Raw genomic sequence first — 17153 nt, 5'->3', positions numbered from 1 at the left:
GACAACCAACGGCGAGGACGAGACCCACAGTGCAGACGCATGACATCCGGCAGCGGTTCCTGGACCATTTCATCAAGGCCGGGCACACCGAGGTGCCCAGCGCCTCGTTGCTGCTCGACGATCCCAACCTGCTGTTCGTCAACGCCGGCATGGTCCCGTTCAAGCCCTTCTTCCTGGGTGAGCAGACACCGCCGTACTCCCGCGCGACCAGCGTTCAGAAGTGTGTGCGAACACTGGACATCGACGAGGTCGGCATCACCACCCGGCACAACACCTTCTTCCAGATGGCGGGCAACTTCTCCTTCGGCGACTACTTCAAGCGGGAGGCCATCACCTTCGCCTGGACCCTGCTGACCAACAGCGTCGCCGACGGCGGATTCGGCATCGACCCGCAGAAACTGTGGCCGACGGTCTACCTCGACGACGACGAGGCCGAGGCGATCTGGCGCGAGGAGATCGGCGTTCCCGCCGAGCGCATCCAGCGGCGCGGGATGAAGGACAACTACTGGTCGATGGGCGTCCCCGGTCCGTGCGGGCCGTGTTCGGAGATCTTCTACGACCGCGGACCCGAGTACGGCGTCGAAGGCGGGCCGGAGGCCGACGAGGACCGCTACATCGAGATCTGGAACCTCGTCTTCATGCAGAACGTCCGCGGCCCCGGCGGCGGCAAGGACAACTACGAGATCCTGGGACCGCTGCCCAAGCAGAACATCGACACCGGCATGGGCGTCGAGCGCGTGGCGTGTCTGCTGCAGGGTGTGGACAACGTCTACGAGACCGACCTGTGCAAGCCGATCATCGACCTCGCCGCGGAGCTGTCGGGCCGCGCGTACGGCGCCGGCTCGCACGCCGACGACGTCCGGTTCCGCGTCGTCGCCGACCACGCGCGGACCTCGGCCATGCTGATCGGCGACGGAGTGCTCCCGGGTAACGACGGCCGCGGGTACGTCCTGCGTCGTCTGCTGCGCCGGGTGGTGCGGTCGATGCGTTTGCTCGGTACCGGCGACAATCAGCCGACCATGGGCACGATCATCGGCAAGGTCATCGATCTCATGGCGCCGTCGTATCCCGAACTCGAGACACAGCGTCGCCACATCGTCGATGTGGCCGTGGGAGAAGAGACCTCCTTCTCGAAGACACTTGCCGCGGGGTCGAAGCTGTTCGCCGATGCGGCGACGGCCACCAAGAGCGCGTCTCGGACGACCATCACCGGTTCGGATGCCTTCACCCTGCACGACACCTACGGCTTTCCGATCGACCTGACCCTGGAGATGGCCGCCGAAGCCGGTCTCTCGGTGGATCAGGACGGCTTCACCTCGCTGATGGCCGAGCAGAAGCAGCGCGCCAAGGCCGACGCCACCGCCCGCAAGACCGGGCACGCCGATCTCAGCGTCTACCGCGACTTCCTCGACCGCGGGCCGACCGAGTTCACGGGTTTCGACGAGTTGGTGTCGGAGGCACGGGTGCTCGGACTCGTCTCCGACGGTGCCCGCCTGCCTGTTGCGTCGGCCGGGCAGGAACTGACGGTTGTCCTCGACCGCACCCCGCTGTATGCCGAATCGGGCGGTCAGATGGCCGACGTCGGCACCATCACCACCGGCTCGGGTGTGCGGATGTCGGTCACCGACGTGCAGAAGGTCGGCAAATCGGTGTGGCTGCACAAGGTCCGCATCGACGAGGGTGAGATCGAGGAGGGCGACGAGGTCCTGGCCGCGGTCGACACCGCCTGGCGGCACGGCGCCACCCAGGGTCACTCGGGTACACACATGGTCCATGCGGCCCTGCGCGAGGTCCTCGGGCCCGGCGCGACGCAGGCCGGCTCACTGAACCGCCCCGGGTACCTGCGCTTCGACTTCAACGCGAGCGGTCCGGTGACCGAGGCCCAGCGCCGCGAGATCGAGGAGATCAGCAACGCCGCCGTCGAGGCGAACTATCAGGTCAACACATTCGAGACCGGCCTGTCCGAGGCCAAGGCCATGGGTGCGATGGCGCTCTTCGGCGAGAACTACGGCGACGTCGTCCGGGTCGTGGAGATCGGCGGGCCGTTCTCCATGGAGCTCTGCGGTGGCACGCACGTCGCGTCGTCGTCGCAGATCGGGCCCATCACACTGATCGGGGAGTCCTCGGTCGGTTCGGGTGTCCGGCGCGTCGAGGCCTATGTCGGTCTCGACTCGTTCCGGTTCCTGTCGAAGGAACGCGCACTGCTGGCCGGTTTGGCGTCGTCGTTGAAGGTGCCGTCCGAGGAGGTGCCCGGCCGCGTCGAGCAGCTCGTCACCAAGTTGCGCGACGCCGAGAAGGAACTCGAGCGGGTGCGTGCCGAGGCGGCCCGGTCCGCGGTCTCCGGTCTCCTCGACACCGCGACGACCGTCGGAGCGACCCTCGTGGTCGAGGGCCGGGTTCCGGGCCTCGACGCCAACGGGCTGCGGTCGGTGGTGACCGACCTGCGTGGCCGTGTCGCCGACCGTCAGGCGGTGATCGCGCTGTTCTCGCCCAGTGGTGACGGATCGGAGGCCAAGGTGCCATTCGTGATCGCCACCACGGCGGCCGCCCGCGACGCGGGGATCAAGGCCGGCGACCTCGTCAAGGAGGTCGCGCCACTGGTGGGTGGTCGTGGCGGCGGCAAGCCCGACCTGGCCCAGGGCGCCGGCACCGTTCCGTCGGGGATCGACGCTGCGCTGACACGCATCCGAGAGTTCGTCGCCTGATGCCGGACCCGCAACCACGAACCGACGGCCCCGCGCGGGCCCGAGGGCGACTCCTCGGCATCGATGTCGGGAGCGTGCGGATCGGCGTCGCCGTGTGCGACCCCGACGGCATTCTCGCGACCCCGGTCGAGACTGTTCGTCGAACCCCTTCGCGCACAGACGATCTCGACCGGATCGCCGCGCTCGTCGCCGAATACGAGGCCGTCGGGGTGGTCGTGGGCCTGCCGAAGACGCTCAAGAACACCGCGGGCACGGCGGCCGAGACCGCGCGTGCGTTCGGGGACCGGCTGTCGTCCCGGATCGACCCGGTGGCGGTGCATTGGCACGACGAACGATTCACGACGGTGACCGCACAGCAGGCACTGCACGCCAGCGGCCGGACGGTGAAGTCCTCGCGCGCGGTGATCGACCAAGCCGCGGCGGTCGCTATTCTTCAGGGGTGGTTGGATGCGCGACGATGAGTCAGGGGAGCCTCCGGTGACCGACGATCGGCGTCGCACACGACACCGGGAGAGCCCGCAGCGCCGTACCGAGGGCATGGACCCGGAGCGTCTGCGGTACTTCACCCAGTCGGCCGACGGGTCGCCGCACACGCGGCACCGTCGCCGTCGCGCCGGCGGGGAACCCGCGGATGCGGCCGGGCGTCGTCCGGTCCCACCGCCCGTCCCGCCCGCCGAACAGGCGCGCCCGGTGGGGGGTACGCCCCGACCGCGCGCGACGCCGGTCCGCATCCCGCCGGGGCAGTCTCCCACCCCGCCCCCGCCCGTCACGCCCCCGCCCGTCACGCCCCCGCCCGTGACACCCCCGCCTGCGACACCCCCGCCTGCCGCAGCGCGGCCCGCCCCGCCTGTGCGCAGCGCCGGTGACGACGAATTCCGCCCTGCGACAACCGGATTCGCCCCCGCCGAGTATGCCCCGGCCGAACCCGAACCCGCCGGCCTCGAACCGGACGGGTACGCCGGTGCCCGGTACGCCGACGAGCGCCACCACGACGAGCGCCACCACGAGGTGCGCCCCGACGAGGCGCGTTACGCCGATCCTGCCGAGACGGCGCGTCCGGTTCGCGACGCCGAGCACGACGACGACTGGTGGCCCGGTGTCGACGACGCCGAGCCCGCTCAGCAGGCGCGTCGCACCCCCCGCCGTACGGGGAACCGTGGCAAGCGCCGTGCGGTGCTGGCCCTCGCGATCGTCTTCATGCTCGCGTTGATCACCGGCGTCGGTTACTACGGAGTGCGCGCCACCGGGCTGCTCGAGTCACGCAAGGACTACACCAATGTGGCCGGCGCCGGCGACGTCGTCGTCGACATCCCGGACAACTCCACACTCGCCGACTTCGGCCGCATCCTCGTCGACGCCGACGTGGTCGGCAGCGTGCGTGCGTTCGTCGATGCCGCCGGCGGACAACCGATGTCCGGTGGGCTCTACAAGATGCGCACCCAGATCCCGGCGACCACGGCCGTCGAGATGCTGACCGATGACGGCGCGGAGCATCGGGTCGGTCGAGTCGTGATCCCACCGGGGCTGCAGCTCGATTCGAAGACCGGTATCGACGGCAAGATCACCCCGGGCATCTTCCAGCTCATCGAGAACGCGACCTCGTTCGCGGTCAACGGGGAGCAGGAGGGCGTCAGGGTCGCCGACCTGGAGCGGGCTGCGGCCGAGGCCACCCCGGAGGAGCTGGGCGTACCCGAGTGGGCCCGCCAGAACGTCGCGGCGATGACCGGCGATCATCGCCGTGTCGAAGGACTCATCGCGCCGACCACCTGGGAGCGTGTCGAACCCGATCACACCGCCACGCAGATCCTGCAGGAGATGATCTCCAAGAGCGGGACGATGTTCGAGCAATGGGGATTGCTGGACCGCAACAACTCCGGGCTCGAGCCGTACGAAACCCTGATCGCGGCGTCGATCGTGGAGCGGGAGGTCCGCCACGTGGAGGATGCGCCGAAGGTGGCGCGAGTCATCCGCAATCGCCTCGACCGCGATCAGTTGCTGCAGATGGACTCGACGCAGAACTACACCGCCGACATCACGAACATCGACGTCCACGGCGAGGCGTACAAGAACGACAACGAATGGAACACCTACCGCTACAAGGGGTTGCCACCCACGCCGATCGCGGCGATCGGCGTGCCGGCGCTCGAGGCGATGCTCGACCCGGCGCCGGGCGGGTGGCTGTACTTCGTCACCGTCGACACCGCCGGGACCACCTTGTTCGCCAACACCTTCGAAGATCACAAACGCAACCGCGAGGTCGCCTGCCGCAACAAGCTGGTGGCCACGGGATGTAGTCAGTGACCGGCGGGCCCGCCGTGAACACCGTGCCCACCGACACCCGCTCCCCGCACGGTGACCACCGCCGGGCCGCGGTCCTGGGGTCGCCGATCACGCATTCACGTTCGCCGCGGGTCCACCTCGCCGCCTACCGGGCCCTGGGGCTCGCCGACTGGCGGTACGAGCGGATCGAGTGCACCGCCGACCGACTGCCCGAGATCGTCGACGGTGCCGATGCGGACTTCATCGGGTTCTCGGTCACCATGCCCAACAAACGCGCGGCACTCGAGTTCGCCTCTGAATGCACGGAGCGCGCCGAGCTCGTCGGGTCGGCCAACACCCTGGTGCGTGTGGCGACCGGCTGGCGCGCGGACTGCACGGACATCGACGGCATGTCGGGTGCGCTCACCGACCTCGGGGTCGACGCCGACATCGCCGCGGGCGCACCGCCGATCGCGGTGGTGGTCGGGGCGGGTGGCACGGCGCTGCCGACGATCATGGCACTCGCGGACGCGGGCGTCACCGATGTGGTGGTCGTCGCGCGCGACGCCGGTCGCGCCACGCCCGTCCTCGAACTGTGTGAGCGGCTCGGGATGAGTGGCGAGACGGTGCCCTTCGAACCCGCGGAGGCGCTGGACCATCGGTGTCGCGACGCGTCCGTCGTCGTGTCGACGGTGCCCGCCGAGGCGGCCGCCGGCCTGGCGTCGGCGGTGGCCGGGGCGGGCAAGGTCGTGGACGTGATCTATGACCCCTGGCCGACGCCGCTTGCGACTGCGGTCGCCGCGGCCGGCGGGACCGTGGTCGGCGGTCTGGTCATGCTGGTCAACCAGGCGTTCCGGCAGGTCGAGCTCTTCACCGGTCTGCCCGCACCCCGCGAGGCGATGATCGAGGCTCTGACCGTCGACTGACGCCGCGACGATCCGGGTCCGTCCACAGGGCCGGTCGGCTGTGGACGGGCGAGGGGCGACGGTCCGATCTCCCGACATGATCGGCCGATGGGCGAGTGCGCGATCCTGCTGTGGCTGTCGGTCGTCGCCGTGACCGATGCCGACACCCGCCGGATCCCGAACGTGCTCGTCTGGCCCGGACTCTGTGGCGCGGTGGGTGCGAGTGTCGCCCATCCTGGGGCCGCGCTGGCGGCGGTGGTGGCCGCGACCCCCTACGCGCTGGCCTTCGGGGTGGGCTGGTGCGGCGGCGGAGACGTCAAGCTCGCCGCGGCGTGCGGTGCGCTCGCCCTGCGTTGGGACGCGGCCCTGGTCGTGGTGGCACTGGCCTCGTTCGTGGCGGTGGGCACGGTGCTGGCAGACCGCGCGGCTCCCCGGGAGCGAAGCGTCACCGGCTCGCATCCGCACGGACCCGCCCTCGTCGCGGCCACGTTCGTCGTCGCGGGTCTGCTGTGACGCGCACGACCCGCGGGTTTCGGCGGCGCCGCCGTCGGGCTGGACGCGGCAGCATGGAACAATCGATCACTGTGTTGCGCTGGATAACTGCCGGAGAATCCCACGGTCCCGCCCTGGTCGCCATCGTCGAGGGCATGGTGGCCGGCGTCGAGGTCACCTCGTCCGACATCGCCGAGCAACTTGCTCGGCGCCGCCTCGGCTATGGCCGGGGGGCGCGGATGAAGTTCGAGGCCGACAAGGTGACCGTGCTCGGCGGGGTCCGCCATGGCCAGACCATGGGCGGTCCCGTGGCGATCGAGATCGGCAACACGGAGTGGCCCAAATGGGAGACGGTGATGGCATCCGACCCCGTGGATGCGGCCGAACTCGAGGGCAGCGCCCGCAACGCGCCGCTGACCCGGCCCCGCCCCGGGCACGCCGACTACTCCGGCATGCTCAAGTACGGCTTCGACGACGCCCGTCCGGTGCTCGAACGCGCCAGCGCGCGTGAGACCGCGGCCCGCGTCGCGGCCGGCACCGTCGCCCGCAACTTCCTCCGTCAGGTGCTCGGCATCGACGTCGTCTCCCACGTCATCTCGATAGGCGCGAGCGATCCGTATGACGGCCCGCCGCCGCGCATCGCCGACCTCGAAGCCATCGACGCCAGTCCGGTCCGCGCCTTCGACGACGACGCCGAGAAGTCGATGATCGCCGAGATCGAGGCGGCGAAGAAGGACGGCGACACCCTCGGCGGCGTGGTCGAGATCGTGGCGACGGGTGTGCCCGTCGGCCTCGGTTCGCACGTGAGCGGGGAGACCCGCCTCGACGCCCGGTTGGCGGCGGCGCTGATGGGCATCCAGGCCATCAAGGGGGTCGAGGTCGGCGACGGCTTCACGACCGCCCGCCGCCGCGGCAGCGAGGCCCACGACGAGATGGTTCCCGGTGCCGACGGCGTGCTGCGTTCGACCAACCGCGCGGGCGGGCTCGAGGGCGGCATGACCAACGGCGAGGACCTGCGCGTGCGCATCGCCATGAAGCCGATCTCGACGGTGCCGCGAGCGCTGTCCACGATCGACATGTCGACGGGGGAGACGGCCAGCGCGATCCACCAGCGTTCGGACGTCTGCGCCGTGCCTGCGGCGGGTGTCGTCGCCGAGGCGATGGTCGCGCTCGTCGTTGCCCAGGCCGCGCTGGAGAAGTTCGGGGGAGACTCGGTCGCCGAGACCGCAGCCAACCTCGGTGCCTACCGGGCCGCCATCGACGCGCGTCCGCCCCGGGCATGACCCAGCCCCCAACCCCTATGCCACCGACCCCGACGCGTGCGACGACGGGTCGTCGTCCGGCGGCCGTGCTCATCGGCTTCATGGGGGCGGGCAAGTCCACCGTCGGTCGCCTGCTCGCCGATCGGCTCGGCGTCGACTTCATCGACACCGACGTCGAACTGGTGCGACGCACCGGACGCAGCATCCCGGAGATCTTCGAATCCGACGGTGTCGAGGCTTTCCGGACGATCGAGGAGAACGTCGTCACCGATGTCCTGGACAACCACGGGGGCGTGGTGTCGCTCGGCGGTGGCGCCGTGACCACCGCCGGCGTCCGTGAGGCACTGGCCGACCAGCGTGTCGTGTACCTCCGGGTGTCGCCCGAGCGGGGATACGAGCGCGTGTCCGGAACCGACCGACCGCTCCTGGCCACCGCGGACCCCGCCGCCCGATACGCCGAACTGCTCGCCGGACGGACGGAAACCTACGCGGCGGTGTGCACCTTCGACGTCGATGCCGACTCCGATCCCGACACGGTTGCCGACGCCGTCGTCGTCCAACTCGCCCGCGAACTCATGTGAGGAAGCCGAGAATGACCGAAAACGATCAGGCGGGGACCGAACCCGTCGCCATCCGGGTCAACGCCGGCGCACCCTACGACGTGACCATCGGCCGGGGACTCCTCGGCGAGGTGGCCGCCGCGGCGAAGGGTGCCGACCGCATCGCGATCCTGTACCAGCCGCCACTGGCGAAAACCGCCGAGCAGGTTCGAGAGTTCCTCGCGGACAAGGGATTCGATGCCCATCGCGTCGAGATCCCGGACGCCGAGGACGGCAAGGATCTGTCGGTTGCGTCCTTCTGCTGGGAAGTGTTCGGTCGGATCGGTCTCAAGCGCAACGACAAGGTCATCAGCCTCGGTGGGGGAGCTGCCACCGACCTGGCCGGATTCGTCGCGGCCACCTGGATGCGCGGCATCGGGGTGATCCACATCCCGACGACGCTGCTGGCGATGGTCGACGCCGCCGTGGGCGGCAAGACCGGCATCAACACCGAGGCGGGCAAGAACCTCGTCGGGTCGTTCCATGAACCCGACGCGGTCCTCATCGACATCGGCACCCTGGAGACCGTCCCGCGCAACGAGATCGTCGCCGGACTCGCCGAGGTCATCAAGACCGGCTTCATCGCCGATCCCACGATCCTCGACATCATCGAGGCCGACCCCGAGGCCGCCCTCGACCCGACCTCAGGTGTGCTGCCCGACCTCATCCGACGGTCGGTGCAGGTCAAGGCGGACGTGGTGTCGGCGGACCTCAAGGAGTCGTCGCTGCGCGAGATCCTCAACTACGGACACACCCTCGGCCACGCGATCGAACGCCGGGAGCGGTACCGCTGGCGTCACGGCGCGGCGGTGTCGGTGGGCCTGGTGTTCGCCGCCGAGCTCTCGCGCCTGGCCGGGCGCCTCGACGACGCCACGGCGGATCGGCACAAGGCCATCCTGGATCTCGTGGGACTGCCGACAACGTACGACCCGGATGCATTCGGCGATCTTCTGCAGGGCATGGCCGGGGACAAGAAGAACCGGTCAGGTGTCTTGCGCTTCGTCGTCCTGGACGGGCTGGCCAAGCCCGGCCGGCTCGAAGGCCCTGATCCGGGCCTGATCGCGGCCGCCTACTCCGCGGTGGCGGGTGGCCCGGCGGCGAAGAGCACGTCGGTCCTGCTCTAGCCCGGTTCTGCTGGTCGAGCAGCGTCGCCGTGCCCTGTTGATCGAGCAGCGTCGCCGTGATCTGTTGGTCGAGCAGCGTCGACCGGGCGAAGCGAGGACGCCGCGCCCGTCGAGGCCACCGAGGCGACCCATAGCTCCTGTCGGTGCGGCGTGATCCGATTGCCAGACAACTGGCGGTCCCGAAATCAGCCGTTGACTCGAACGTATGTTCGGGTATCGTAGACGCATGCCATCGGGGGCGGGGACCGAATCCACATCGGTGGACCCATCACAGCATTCGGTCGAACCACGTCTCCGTCCCGACCATGAACTCTCCGCGTCCGAACTCGTCGAGGTCCTGAGTCATTGCGCCGGCCTCGCCGCAGCGTCGGCGCATCGGATGATGGTTGTTGCCAGTCTCATTCACGATGAGCGTGAGATGGACTACGCCCAACGGCGGGCCGAGATGCACAGCGGTGAACTCGACTCCATCGAAGCGTTCGAGAACCTGTCAGCGCGGGTGGCCGCGGGTGAGAACCCGTACGAGCGGTTCGGTCCGAACGGTCTCGAGCAGGCCATCGCCGAAGTCGGTGCCACTCTCACCGTCACACCGGCCGAGGCGAAAGATCTCATCGAAGCCGGTGACGCGCTGCGTTACCGGCTCGCGTTCACCGGGCACGCGCTGGCGTGCGGCCGAATCGACAAGCGCCGCTTCCTCATTACACTCAAACGCACCGACCTCATCACCGACGATGAGGAGATGCAGACCGTGGACGTCCATCTGGCCGAGGCGATCTTCGCGCGCGCACCGATGTCAACGGCACGGTTCACCGCCATGGTCGACGCCATCGTCGCCAAGTGGGCGCCCGACGCGGTCCGTCGACGCAAGGAGCGGGTGAAGTCCGACCGCAAGGTGACGGTCACCCCGGATCGGTTCACGCCCGGTCAGTCCCGGATCTCCGGCACGCTGCCCGTCGCCGATGCGGCCGAGTTCGATGCCCGGCTGTCGTCGATGGCCACCGAGGTGCACACAGGCGACCCGCGCACCTTCTCCCAGCGCCGCGCAGACGCGCTCAAGGCACTCGCCCGCGGTGAAGCCGCGCTGACATGTCGGTGCGACGACTGCAGCATGCCGACAGCCGCAGCCGGTCCGGAGCAAGACCTCGACGCACTGCCTTCGGATGCCTCAACGCCTCCATCGCGCGCGCCGCGTGCGACCTTTCACATCGTGGTGAACCTGTCGACACTGATCGGGCTCGACGACGATCCCGCCTTTCTCGACCGCCACGGCATCGTCGACGCCGACACCGCTCGATCCCTTCTGGCCGAAGCCCGACGCACCTACATCGCGCCCACAGACGCCGGCCCGCCAGTGGCAAATACTGATCCCGCGATGCGCTACGCCCCGTCGAAGAAGCTCCAGGCGCTGGTACGTGCGGGTGAATTGTGCTGCACCTTCCCGGGTTGCAATGCGCCGGTGTGGCAGATCGATCTCGACCACACCGATCCGTTCGACCACGCCGATTCGCGTCGCGGCGGACCGACCGACGCGCGCAATCTGAAACCGCTGTGCCGATTCCATCACCGCATCAAGACCTTCACCAGCTGGCAGGACCACCAGGACGAATTCCGCACCGCCTGGTTCACCACACCCACCGGGCACATGTTCGTCGGCAATGCGTTCAGCGGACGGGACCTGTTCAATAAGCTCACCCCGTGCCGGCCGCCCGACCACCCCGCGCGGAAACACTTGGACACGATGCGCGACAACGACTTCCGACGCCAGCAACACGCCGAGAAACGCTGGGACGACGCGAACCCGCCGCCCTTCTAGACACCGCCGGTCACGACAACGTCGGCGGGCAACAAGCGATAACTGTCAGCGCCCGCTCAGCGGATTCGCTGAGTCGGCGCGTCCGCATCAGCGGGGGTGCCGTCCTCGTGGTGGGGCGAGCGATCCTCGTGCACCGACCAGTCGTCGTCGGCTGCGCCCTTGTTCTGGTCGCGCCGGACGAGGAAGCGGCCGATCGCCGCACCGACGAAGGCGGGGACGAAGACGAGCAGCGCGGTGAACGACGCTCCGGCGATGAGTTCGACGAACAAGCTGGCCTGTCCGATCCCGGCGAGCACGACCGTGCCGAGGATCCACGAGATCAGGCCGGCGAGAACGCCCGCCAGGACGCCTGCCTGCAGCCAGCGCACGGTGAGGTCCTCGTAGTCATCGGGATCCGGATTCGCGCGGGCATCGCGGATACCGTCGTAGCCACCCCACACCAGGGCGATGAGGACGACGACGGCGATCGCGATGGTGCGCCAGACGGTGGAGTTCAGCGGTGCCTGCACCACTGCGAACCCGAGCAAGACGCGGGCGAGGACGTGAACTGCGGTCATCGTCAGACCGCGCACCAACCACGAAGACATGCGCGTCATCTTACGCACGGAGGTGGTGACAGCGGACACACCTGGTCGAAGTGGCCGGGTTCGCGCGGTTCCGACGCCCGCCGTAGCGTGGCGGAGGTGCCGATCAACCACGACACGGCCGGCCGCCGCGCCCGGCTGCGAACCGAACTGCGGGCCGCGGACGACCCGGTCTCGTTCCTCGTCGTCTCCGACCTCGTCAACGTCCGCTATCTGACCGGGTTCACCGGCTCGAACGCCGCCGTGCTGATCGACGTCGACGACCCGGCGGGTGACCGGATCGCGACCGACGGCCGGTACCTCACCCAGGTCGCCGAGCAGGTGCCCGACGTCGAAGCGATCATCGAACGCGCCGTGGTGCGTGCCCTCGTCGACCACGCCCGGACCACCGGTGCGGGGCGCGTCGGCTTCGAGTCCGACACCGAAACCGTGGCCGCGCACCGCGCGCTGTCCACGGCGCTCGCGGACTCGGGAGTGGACCTGGTCGGGATCTCCGGCATCGTGCAGAACCTGAGAGCTGTCAAGGACCCCGGCGAGATCGAACTGCTGCGGGCGGCGTGCGCGATCGGCGATGCCGCCCTGGCACGAATCGTTGCCGATGGCGTCCTGCGTGCCGGGACCACCGAACGTCAGGTCGCACGCGCACTCGAATGGGAGATGTATCGACTCGGGGCCGATGGCGTCGCCTTCGAGACGATCGTGGCGGCGGGCGCGCACTCCGCCATCCCGCATCACCGTCCCACCGACACCGCCCTGGCCGACGGTGATCTGGTCAAGATCGACTTCGGGTCGGTCGTCGGCGGGTACCACTCGGACATGACGAGGACCTTCGTCCTGCGGCGCGCCGCTTCATGGCAGCGGGATCTCTACGAACTCGTCGCAACGGCACAGGCTGCGGGCCGGGCGGCGCTGACCCCCGGCGCCGACCTCCGGGAGGTCGACGCCGCGGCCCGGGACGTGATCACCGACGCCGGCCACGGGGAGCACTACGTGCACGGTCTCGGCCACGGAGTGGGGTTGCAGATCCACGAAGCGCCGGGAATCGGCAAACTCGCGGCGGGTACACTGCCATGCGGTGCTGCGGTCACCGTGGAGCCCGGTGTCTACCTGCCCGGATGGGGCGGGGTCCGGATCGAGGACACATTGGTGGTCACCGACGGCGACCCCGACCTGCTGACCGCCACCGACAAGACATTCACCGTCATCTGACTGCAAGGGAACGAAAACCACATGGCATCCACCGCCGACTTCAAGAACGGCCTCGTGCTGCGCATGGACGACCAGCTCTGGCAGATCCAGGAGTTCCAGCACGTCAAGCCGGGCAAGGGCCCTGCATTCGTGCGCACCAAGATCAAGAACGTGCTGAGCGGCAAGACCGTCGACAAGACCTTCAATGCCGGCGTCAAGGTCGAGACCGCGACCGTCGACCGTCGTGACATGACCTTCCTCTACAACGACGGCACCGACTTCGTGTTCATGGACACGCAGGACTACGAGCAGTTCTCCCTCCCGCCGGCCACTGTCGGCGACGGCGCGCGCTTCCTGCTGGAGAACATGACCGTGCAGGTGTCGCTGAACGAGGGCAACCCGCTGTTCGTCGAGCTGCCGGTCACAGTCGAGCTGATCGTCGCGCAGACCGATCCCGGACTCCAGGGCGATCGGTCCACCGGTGGCACCAAGCCCGCCACGCTGGAGACCGGCGCCGAGATCCAGGTGCCGCTGTTCATCAACACCGGCGACAAGCTCAAGGTCGATTCGCGCGACGGCAGCTACCTCGGCCGGGTCAACTCCTGACCTGTGAAACAACCCGGAACCCGACACAAGGCGCGGCGGCGCGCGGTGGACCTGCTCTTCGAGGCCGAGGCCAAGGGGGTCAGTCCCGCGCAGCTCGTCGCCGAACGCCGTGAGTACGTCCGTTCGGACGAGAGCGTCGGCTCGATCCACGACTACACGGCGACCGTGATCCAGGGACTCGCCGAGGATCAGGCTCAGATCGACGCGGTGATCACGTCGTACCTGCGGGACTGGACCCTCGAACGTCTCCCGGCCGTCGATCGCGCGATCATGCGTCTGGCGACGTGGGAGCTGTTCAACTCGCTCGACGTCGACCCGATCGTGGTCGTCGACGAAGCGGTGGAACTGGCCAAGGAGCTGTCGACAGACGACTCGCCCGGCTTCGTCAACGGGGTGCTGGCCAAGATCGCCGAGCTCGCGCCTCAGGTCCGCGCCGCAGCCTCCGCCGAGCCCGGTGGGGCCGCACCCGGACGGCCGGAGCCGAACTGATCCACCGCGGGTGTGGCGTGCGTCGCGCGAATTCGTCCGTGCCGCCGCCCGGTGTAGAGTGTCGCGAGACAGACATCCTTTAACGATCCGTCCTGCGAGGCGGAGAAGGAGGTCGGCTTTGGCCAGCCCCGCTCCCAGGGTGCTGCTCGATGCCGCTGACGTGTCGCGCACGATCGCTCGTGTCGCACACCAGGTGATCGAGAAGACAGCTCTGGACTCGCCCGACGCACCGCGCGTCGTCCTCATCGGAATTCCCACTCGCGGAACATCTCTCGCCACCCGACTGGGTGCCAAGATCAGTGAGTTCGCGGGTGTCGACGTACCGGTGGGTTACCTCGACATCACGTTGTACCGCGACGATCTGCGCGGTAAGCCGCACCGTCCGCTGGAGCGGACGATGGTGCCCGCCGGTGGTGTCGACAACGCCATCGTGATCCTGGTCGACGATGTCCTCTACTCCGGACGCACGGTGCGTGCGGCGCTCGATGCGCTGCGTGATCTCGGCCGGCCCGCGGCCGTGCAGCTCGCGGTCCTCGTCGACCGCGGCCATCGCGAACTCCCGTTGCGCGCAGACTATGTCGGCAAGAACATCCCGACGGCCCGCGACGAGCAGGTCTCGGTCCATCTCGTCGAACACGACGGCATCGACGAGGTTGTCCTCGGGTCGGCGTCGAGTTCGACTGCAGCGGAGAGTGATTCGTGATGCGGCACCTGCTGTCGACTCAGGACCTCAGCCGCGACGACGCCACCGCACTTCTCGACGACGCCGAGCGTTTCGAACAGGCCCTGACCGGGCGCGAGGTACGCAAACTGCCGACGCTGCGCGGACGCACGGTGATGACCGTGTTCTACGAGAACTCCACCCGCACCCGGGTCTCCTTCGAGGTCGCGGGCAAGTGGATGAGCGCCGATGTCATCAATGTCAGCGCCTCGAGTTCCTCTGCGGGCAAGGGGGAGTCGCTGCGCGACACGGCCAAGACCCTGCGCGCGGCGGGTGCCGATGCGCTCATCGTCCGGCACCCGGCCTCGGGTGCGCCCGCTCAGATCGCCGACTGGACGACGACGCCCGACGGCGACGGCCCCGCTGTGATCAACGCCGGTGACGGGACGCACGAGCATCCCACCCAGGCGCTGCTCGACGCACTGACCCTGCGTCAGCGGCTCGGGTCGCTCGAGGGCAGGCGCATCGCAATCGTCGGCGACGTCATCCATTCCCGTGTCGCGCGGTCAAACGCACATCTGCTGTCGACACTCGGCGCCGAGGTCGTACTGGTCGCACCCCCGACGCTGCTGCCGGTCGGCGTCGATCAGTGGCCGGTGAGCGTCTCGGGGAGCCTCGACGCCGAGCTCCCCGCCGTCGACGCCGTCATGATGCTCCGCGTCCAGGCCGAGCGCATGAACGGCGGGTTCTTTCCGAGCGCCCGCGAGTACGCGGTCCGATTCGGGCTCAACGACCGACGACTGGCACTGCTCCACGACGACGCGGTGGTCCTGCATCCCGGACCGATGCTGCGCGGTATGGAGATCGGCTACTCGGTGGCCGATTCGCCCAAGGCGACCGTCCTCGAGCAGGTCCGCAACGGCGTGCACGTCCGGATGGCGGTCCTGTTCCGACTGCTCGTCGGTTCCGACTCCGCGGGAGCCCACCTATGACCCACAACCACCGATGACCCCCCACGACACCGCCTCAGGAGTTGGACAGTGAGCGCCTCCACCGGATCCGTACCGCCGACCGGATCCGTCGTCATCACAGCCGTCCGTCCGTACGGCGAAGGAGACCCGATCGACGTTCTCGTCGTCGACGGCGTCATCAGCGAGATGGGTTCCGCGGTCACCGTTCCCGAGGGCACCGAGACGGTCGACGGCAACGGTGGCGTGCTGCTGCCCGGTTTCGTCGACCTCCACACGCACCTGCGTGAGCCGGGCCGCGAGGACACCGAGACGATCCGCTCGGGATCGGCGGCCGCGGCCCTCGGCGGTTACACCGCCGTCTTCGCGATGGCCAACACCAGTCCGGTGGCCGACAACTCGACCGTCACCGACAACGTGTGGCGGTCCGGGCGTGAAGTCGGACTCGTCGACGTGTACCCCGTCGGCGCCGTCACCGTCGGTCTGGCCGGCAAGCAACTCGCCGAGATGGGCATGATGGCCGCCGGTGTCGCCGGGGTGCGGATGTTCAGCGACGACGGCAAGTGCGTCGACGACCCACTTCTGATGCGCCGCGCGCTGGAGTACGCGACCGGGCTCGGCGTTCTCATCGCGCAGCACGCGGAGGAGCCGCGCCTGACCGTCGGTGCCGTCGCCAACGAGGGACCGACGGCCTCGCGCCTCGGCCTGGCCGGCTGGCCACGCGCCGCCGAGGAGTCCATCGTGATCCGCGATGCGCTGCTGGCCCGCGACGCCGGCGCGCGCCTCCACATCTGCCACGCGTCCACCGAGGGCACCGTCGAATTGCTGCGCTGGGCCAAGGACCAGGGCATCGCGGTCACCGCCGAGGTGACACCGCACCACCTGCTGCTCGACGACTCCGTGTTGGCGGACTACGACCCGGTCAACAAGGTGAATCCGCCGTTGCGTGAGGTCCGTGACAAGGAGGCATTGCGGCAGGCGCTGGCCGAGGGGATCGTCGACTGTGTGGCCACCGATCACGCGCCGCATGCCGCGCAGGAGAAGTGCTGCGAGTTCGCCCAGGCCAAGCCCGGGATGCTGGGCCTGCAGACCGCGCTGCCGATCATCGTGGAAACCCTCGTGAAACCCGGCCTGCTCGACTGGCGTGGCGTCGCGCGCGTCATGAGCGAGCGCCCCGCACAGATCGTCGAACTCACCGATCAGGGCCGTCCGATCGAAGTGGGCGAGCCGGCGAACCTGGCCGTCGTCGACCCGGACACATCCTGGGTGGTCCATGGTCCCGACCTGGCGAGCCTGTCGGCCAACACCCCGTTCGAGGCCATGACCATGCCCGCCACGGTCACCGCGACCGTGCTGCGCGGCGTGGTCACCGCCCGCGACGGGCAGGTGACCCGATGACCGCCGGTTCCAGGCGTGGACTGATATCGGCGGTCCTTGCGGTGTTGGTGGTCGCCTCGGTGGTCGCCTCGCTGCTCGGATACGGCAAAATCGTATTCAA

16 protein-coding genes are annotated in these 17153 nt (G+C 69.0%); 15 read left to right on the top strand and 1 reads right to left on the bottom strand.

The genetic code is table 11. The features are described from left to right. The first annotated feature begins 29 nt into the window (after positions 1-29). The 9 genes from alaS (at position 30) to ACFW3F_RS00040 (ending at position 11159) form a co-directional block, all read left to right on the top strand. Positions 30-2705, top strand: coding sequence for an alanine--tRNA ligase (alaS, locus tag ACFW3F_RS00080; protein WP_388053090.1), 2676 nt, complete (start codon positions 30-32; stop codon positions 2703-2705). Continuing rightward, positions 2705-3166 (top strand): Holliday junction resolvase RuvX, encoded by a 462-nt coding sequence (gene ruvX, locus ACFW3F_RS00075; protein WP_388053089.1) that lies wholly within the window; start codon positions 2705-2707, stop codon positions 3164-3166. The genes alaS and ruvX overlap by 1 nt, the downstream gene beginning before the upstream one ends. Next, positions 3153-5006, top strand: a complete 1854-nt coding sequence (mltG, locus tag ACFW3F_RS00070; RefSeq protein WP_388053088.1) for an endolytic transglycosylase MltG — start codon at positions 3153-3155, stop codon at positions 5004-5006. Before ruvX ends, mltG begins: the two co-directional genes overlap by 14 nt. Then, complete coding sequence (locus tag ACFW3F_RS00065; RefSeq protein ID WP_388053087.1) at positions 5003-5890, top strand: shikimate dehydrogenase; 888 nt, start codon at positions 5003-5005, stop codon at positions 5888-5890. The genes mltG and ACFW3F_RS00065 overlap by 4 nt, the downstream gene beginning before the upstream one ends. 87 nt (positions 5891-5977) lie before the next feature. Continuing rightward, positions 5978-6382 carry an A24 family peptidase gene (locus ACFW3F_RS00060; RefSeq protein ID WP_388053086.1) on the top strand — a complete coding sequence of 135 codons (405 nt, stop codon included), beginning with the start codon at positions 5978-5980 and terminating at the stop codon, positions 6380-6382. Positions 6383-6435: 53 nt separating this feature from the next. After that, entirely contained in the window at positions 6436-7644 is a 1209-nt protein-coding gene (gene aroC / locus ACFW3F_RS00055; protein WP_388053085.1) for a chorismate synthase, read from the top strand. Continuing rightward, positions 7641-8204: a shikimate kinase gene (locus ACFW3F_RS00050; RefSeq protein WP_388053084.1), complete on the top strand. Its 564-nt coding sequence runs from the start codon at positions 7641-7643 to the stop codon at positions 8202-8204. Before aroC ends, ACFW3F_RS00050 begins: the two co-directional genes overlap by 4 nt. Before the next feature lie 11 nt (positions 8205-8215). Further along, the gene (gene aroB, locus ACFW3F_RS00045; protein WP_388053083.1) at positions 8216-9346 is read left to right on the top strand and encodes a 3-dehydroquinate synthase; all 1131 of its coding nucleotides are present in this window, start codon (positions 8216-8218) and stop codon (positions 9344-9346) included. A 226-nt stretch (positions 9347-9572) separates the two neighbouring features. Further along, entirely contained in the window at positions 9573-11159 is a 1587-nt protein-coding gene (locus ACFW3F_RS00040; protein ID WP_388053082.1) for a DUF222 domain-containing protein, read from the top strand. A gap of 56 nt (positions 11160-11215) precedes the next feature. On the opposite strand, the gene ACFW3F_RS00035 is transcribed toward ACFW3F_RS00040, so the two are convergent. Beyond that, the gene (locus ACFW3F_RS00035; protein ID WP_388053081.1) at positions 11216-11746 is read right to left on the bottom strand and encodes a B-4DMT family transporter; all 531 of its coding nucleotides are present in this window, start codon (positions 11744-11746) and stop codon (positions 11216-11218) included. Between the two features lie 96 nt (positions 11747-11842). On the opposite strand from ACFW3F_RS00035, the gene ACFW3F_RS00030 reads away from it, so the two are divergent. From ACFW3F_RS00030 to ACFW3F_RS00005, 6 genes are all read left to right on the top strand, one after another. Further along, the gene (locus ACFW3F_RS00030; protein ID WP_388053080.1) at positions 11843-12952 is read left to right on the top strand and encodes a M24 family metallopeptidase; all 1110 of its coding nucleotides are present in this window, start codon (positions 11843-11845) and stop codon (positions 12950-12952) included. 21 nt (positions 12953-12973) lie between these two features. Further along, a complete protein-coding gene (efp, locus tag ACFW3F_RS00025; protein WP_388053079.1) occupies positions 12974-13537 on the top strand; it encodes an elongation factor P in 564 nt (187 codons plus the stop codon). 3 nt (positions 13538-13540) lie between these two features. Further along, on the top strand, positions 13541-14026 hold the full coding sequence (gene nusB / locus ACFW3F_RS00020; RefSeq protein ID WP_388053078.1) for a transcription antitermination factor NusB: 486 nt from the start codon (positions 13541-13543) through the stop codon (positions 14024-14026). Positions 14027-14144: 118 nt separating this feature from the next. Beyond that, positions 14145-14729 carry a bifunctional pyr operon transcriptional regulator/uracil phosphoribosyltransferase PyrR gene (gene pyrR / locus ACFW3F_RS00015; RefSeq protein WP_388053077.1) on the top strand — a complete coding sequence of 195 codons (585 nt, stop codon included), beginning with the start codon at positions 14145-14147 and terminating at the stop codon, positions 14727-14729. Further along, a complete protein-coding gene (locus tag ACFW3F_RS00010; protein WP_388053662.1) occupies positions 14729-15679 on the top strand; it encodes an aspartate carbamoyltransferase catalytic subunit in 951 nt (316 codons plus the stop codon). The genes pyrR and ACFW3F_RS00010 overlap by 1 nt, the downstream gene beginning before the upstream one ends. Before the next feature lie 48 nt (positions 15680-15727). After that, entirely contained in the window at positions 15728-17053 is a 1326-nt protein-coding gene (locus ACFW3F_RS00005; protein WP_388053076.1) for a dihydroorotase, read from the top strand. The last annotated feature ends 100 nt before the right edge of the window (positions 17054-17153 follow it).

The sequence above is a fragment of the Gordonia sp. NPDC058843 genome (genome assembly GCF_042743165.1).
Classification (GTDB): Bacteria; Actinomycetota; Actinomycetes; order Mycobacteriales; family Mycobacteriaceae; genus Gordonia.
Note: the sequence above shows the minus strand (reverse complement) of the source record. Positions and strands in the feature narration are given on the sequence as shown.

Excerpts from the sequence above, each read along its gene's own strand:
- ruvX (WP_388053089.1), top strand. The coding sequence starts at position 2,705 with ATGCCGGACCCGCAACCACGAACCGACGGCCCCGCGCGGGCCCGAGGG.
- mltG (WP_388053088.1), top strand. The coding sequence starts at position 3,153 with ATGCGCGACGATGAGTCAGGGGAGCCTCCGGTGACCGACGATCGGCGT.
- ACFW3F_RS00060 (WP_388053086.1), top strand. The coding sequence starts at position 5,978 with ATGGGCGAGTGCGCGATCCTGCTGTGGCTGTCGGTCGTCGCCGTGACC.
- aroC (WP_388053085.1), top strand. The coding sequence starts at position 6,436 with ATGGAACAATCGATCACTGTGTTGCGCTGGATAACTGCCGGAGAATCC.
- ACFW3F_RS00050 (WP_388053084.1), top strand. The coding sequence starts at position 7,641 with ATGACCCAGCCCCCAACCCCTATGCCACCGACCCCGACGCGTGCGACG.
- aroB (WP_388053083.1), top strand. The coding sequence starts at position 8,216 with ATGACCGAAAACGATCAGGCGGGGACCGAACCCGTCGCCATCCGGGTC.
- ACFW3F_RS00040 (WP_388053082.1), top strand. The coding sequence starts at position 9,573 with ATGCCATCGGGGGCGGGGACCGAATCCACATCGGTGGACCCATCACAG.
- ACFW3F_RS00035 (WP_388053081.1), bottom strand. The coding sequence starts at position 11,746 with ATGTCTTCGTGGTTGGTGCGCGGTCTGACGATGACCGCAGTTCACGTC.
- efp (WP_388053079.1), top strand. The coding sequence starts at position 12,974 with ATGGCATCCACCGCCGACTTCAAGAACGGCCTCGTGCTGCGCATGGAC.
- ACFW3F_RS00010 (WP_388053662.1), top strand. The coding sequence starts at position 14,729 with ATGCGGCACCTGCTGTCGACTCAGGACCTCAGCCGCGACGACGCCACC.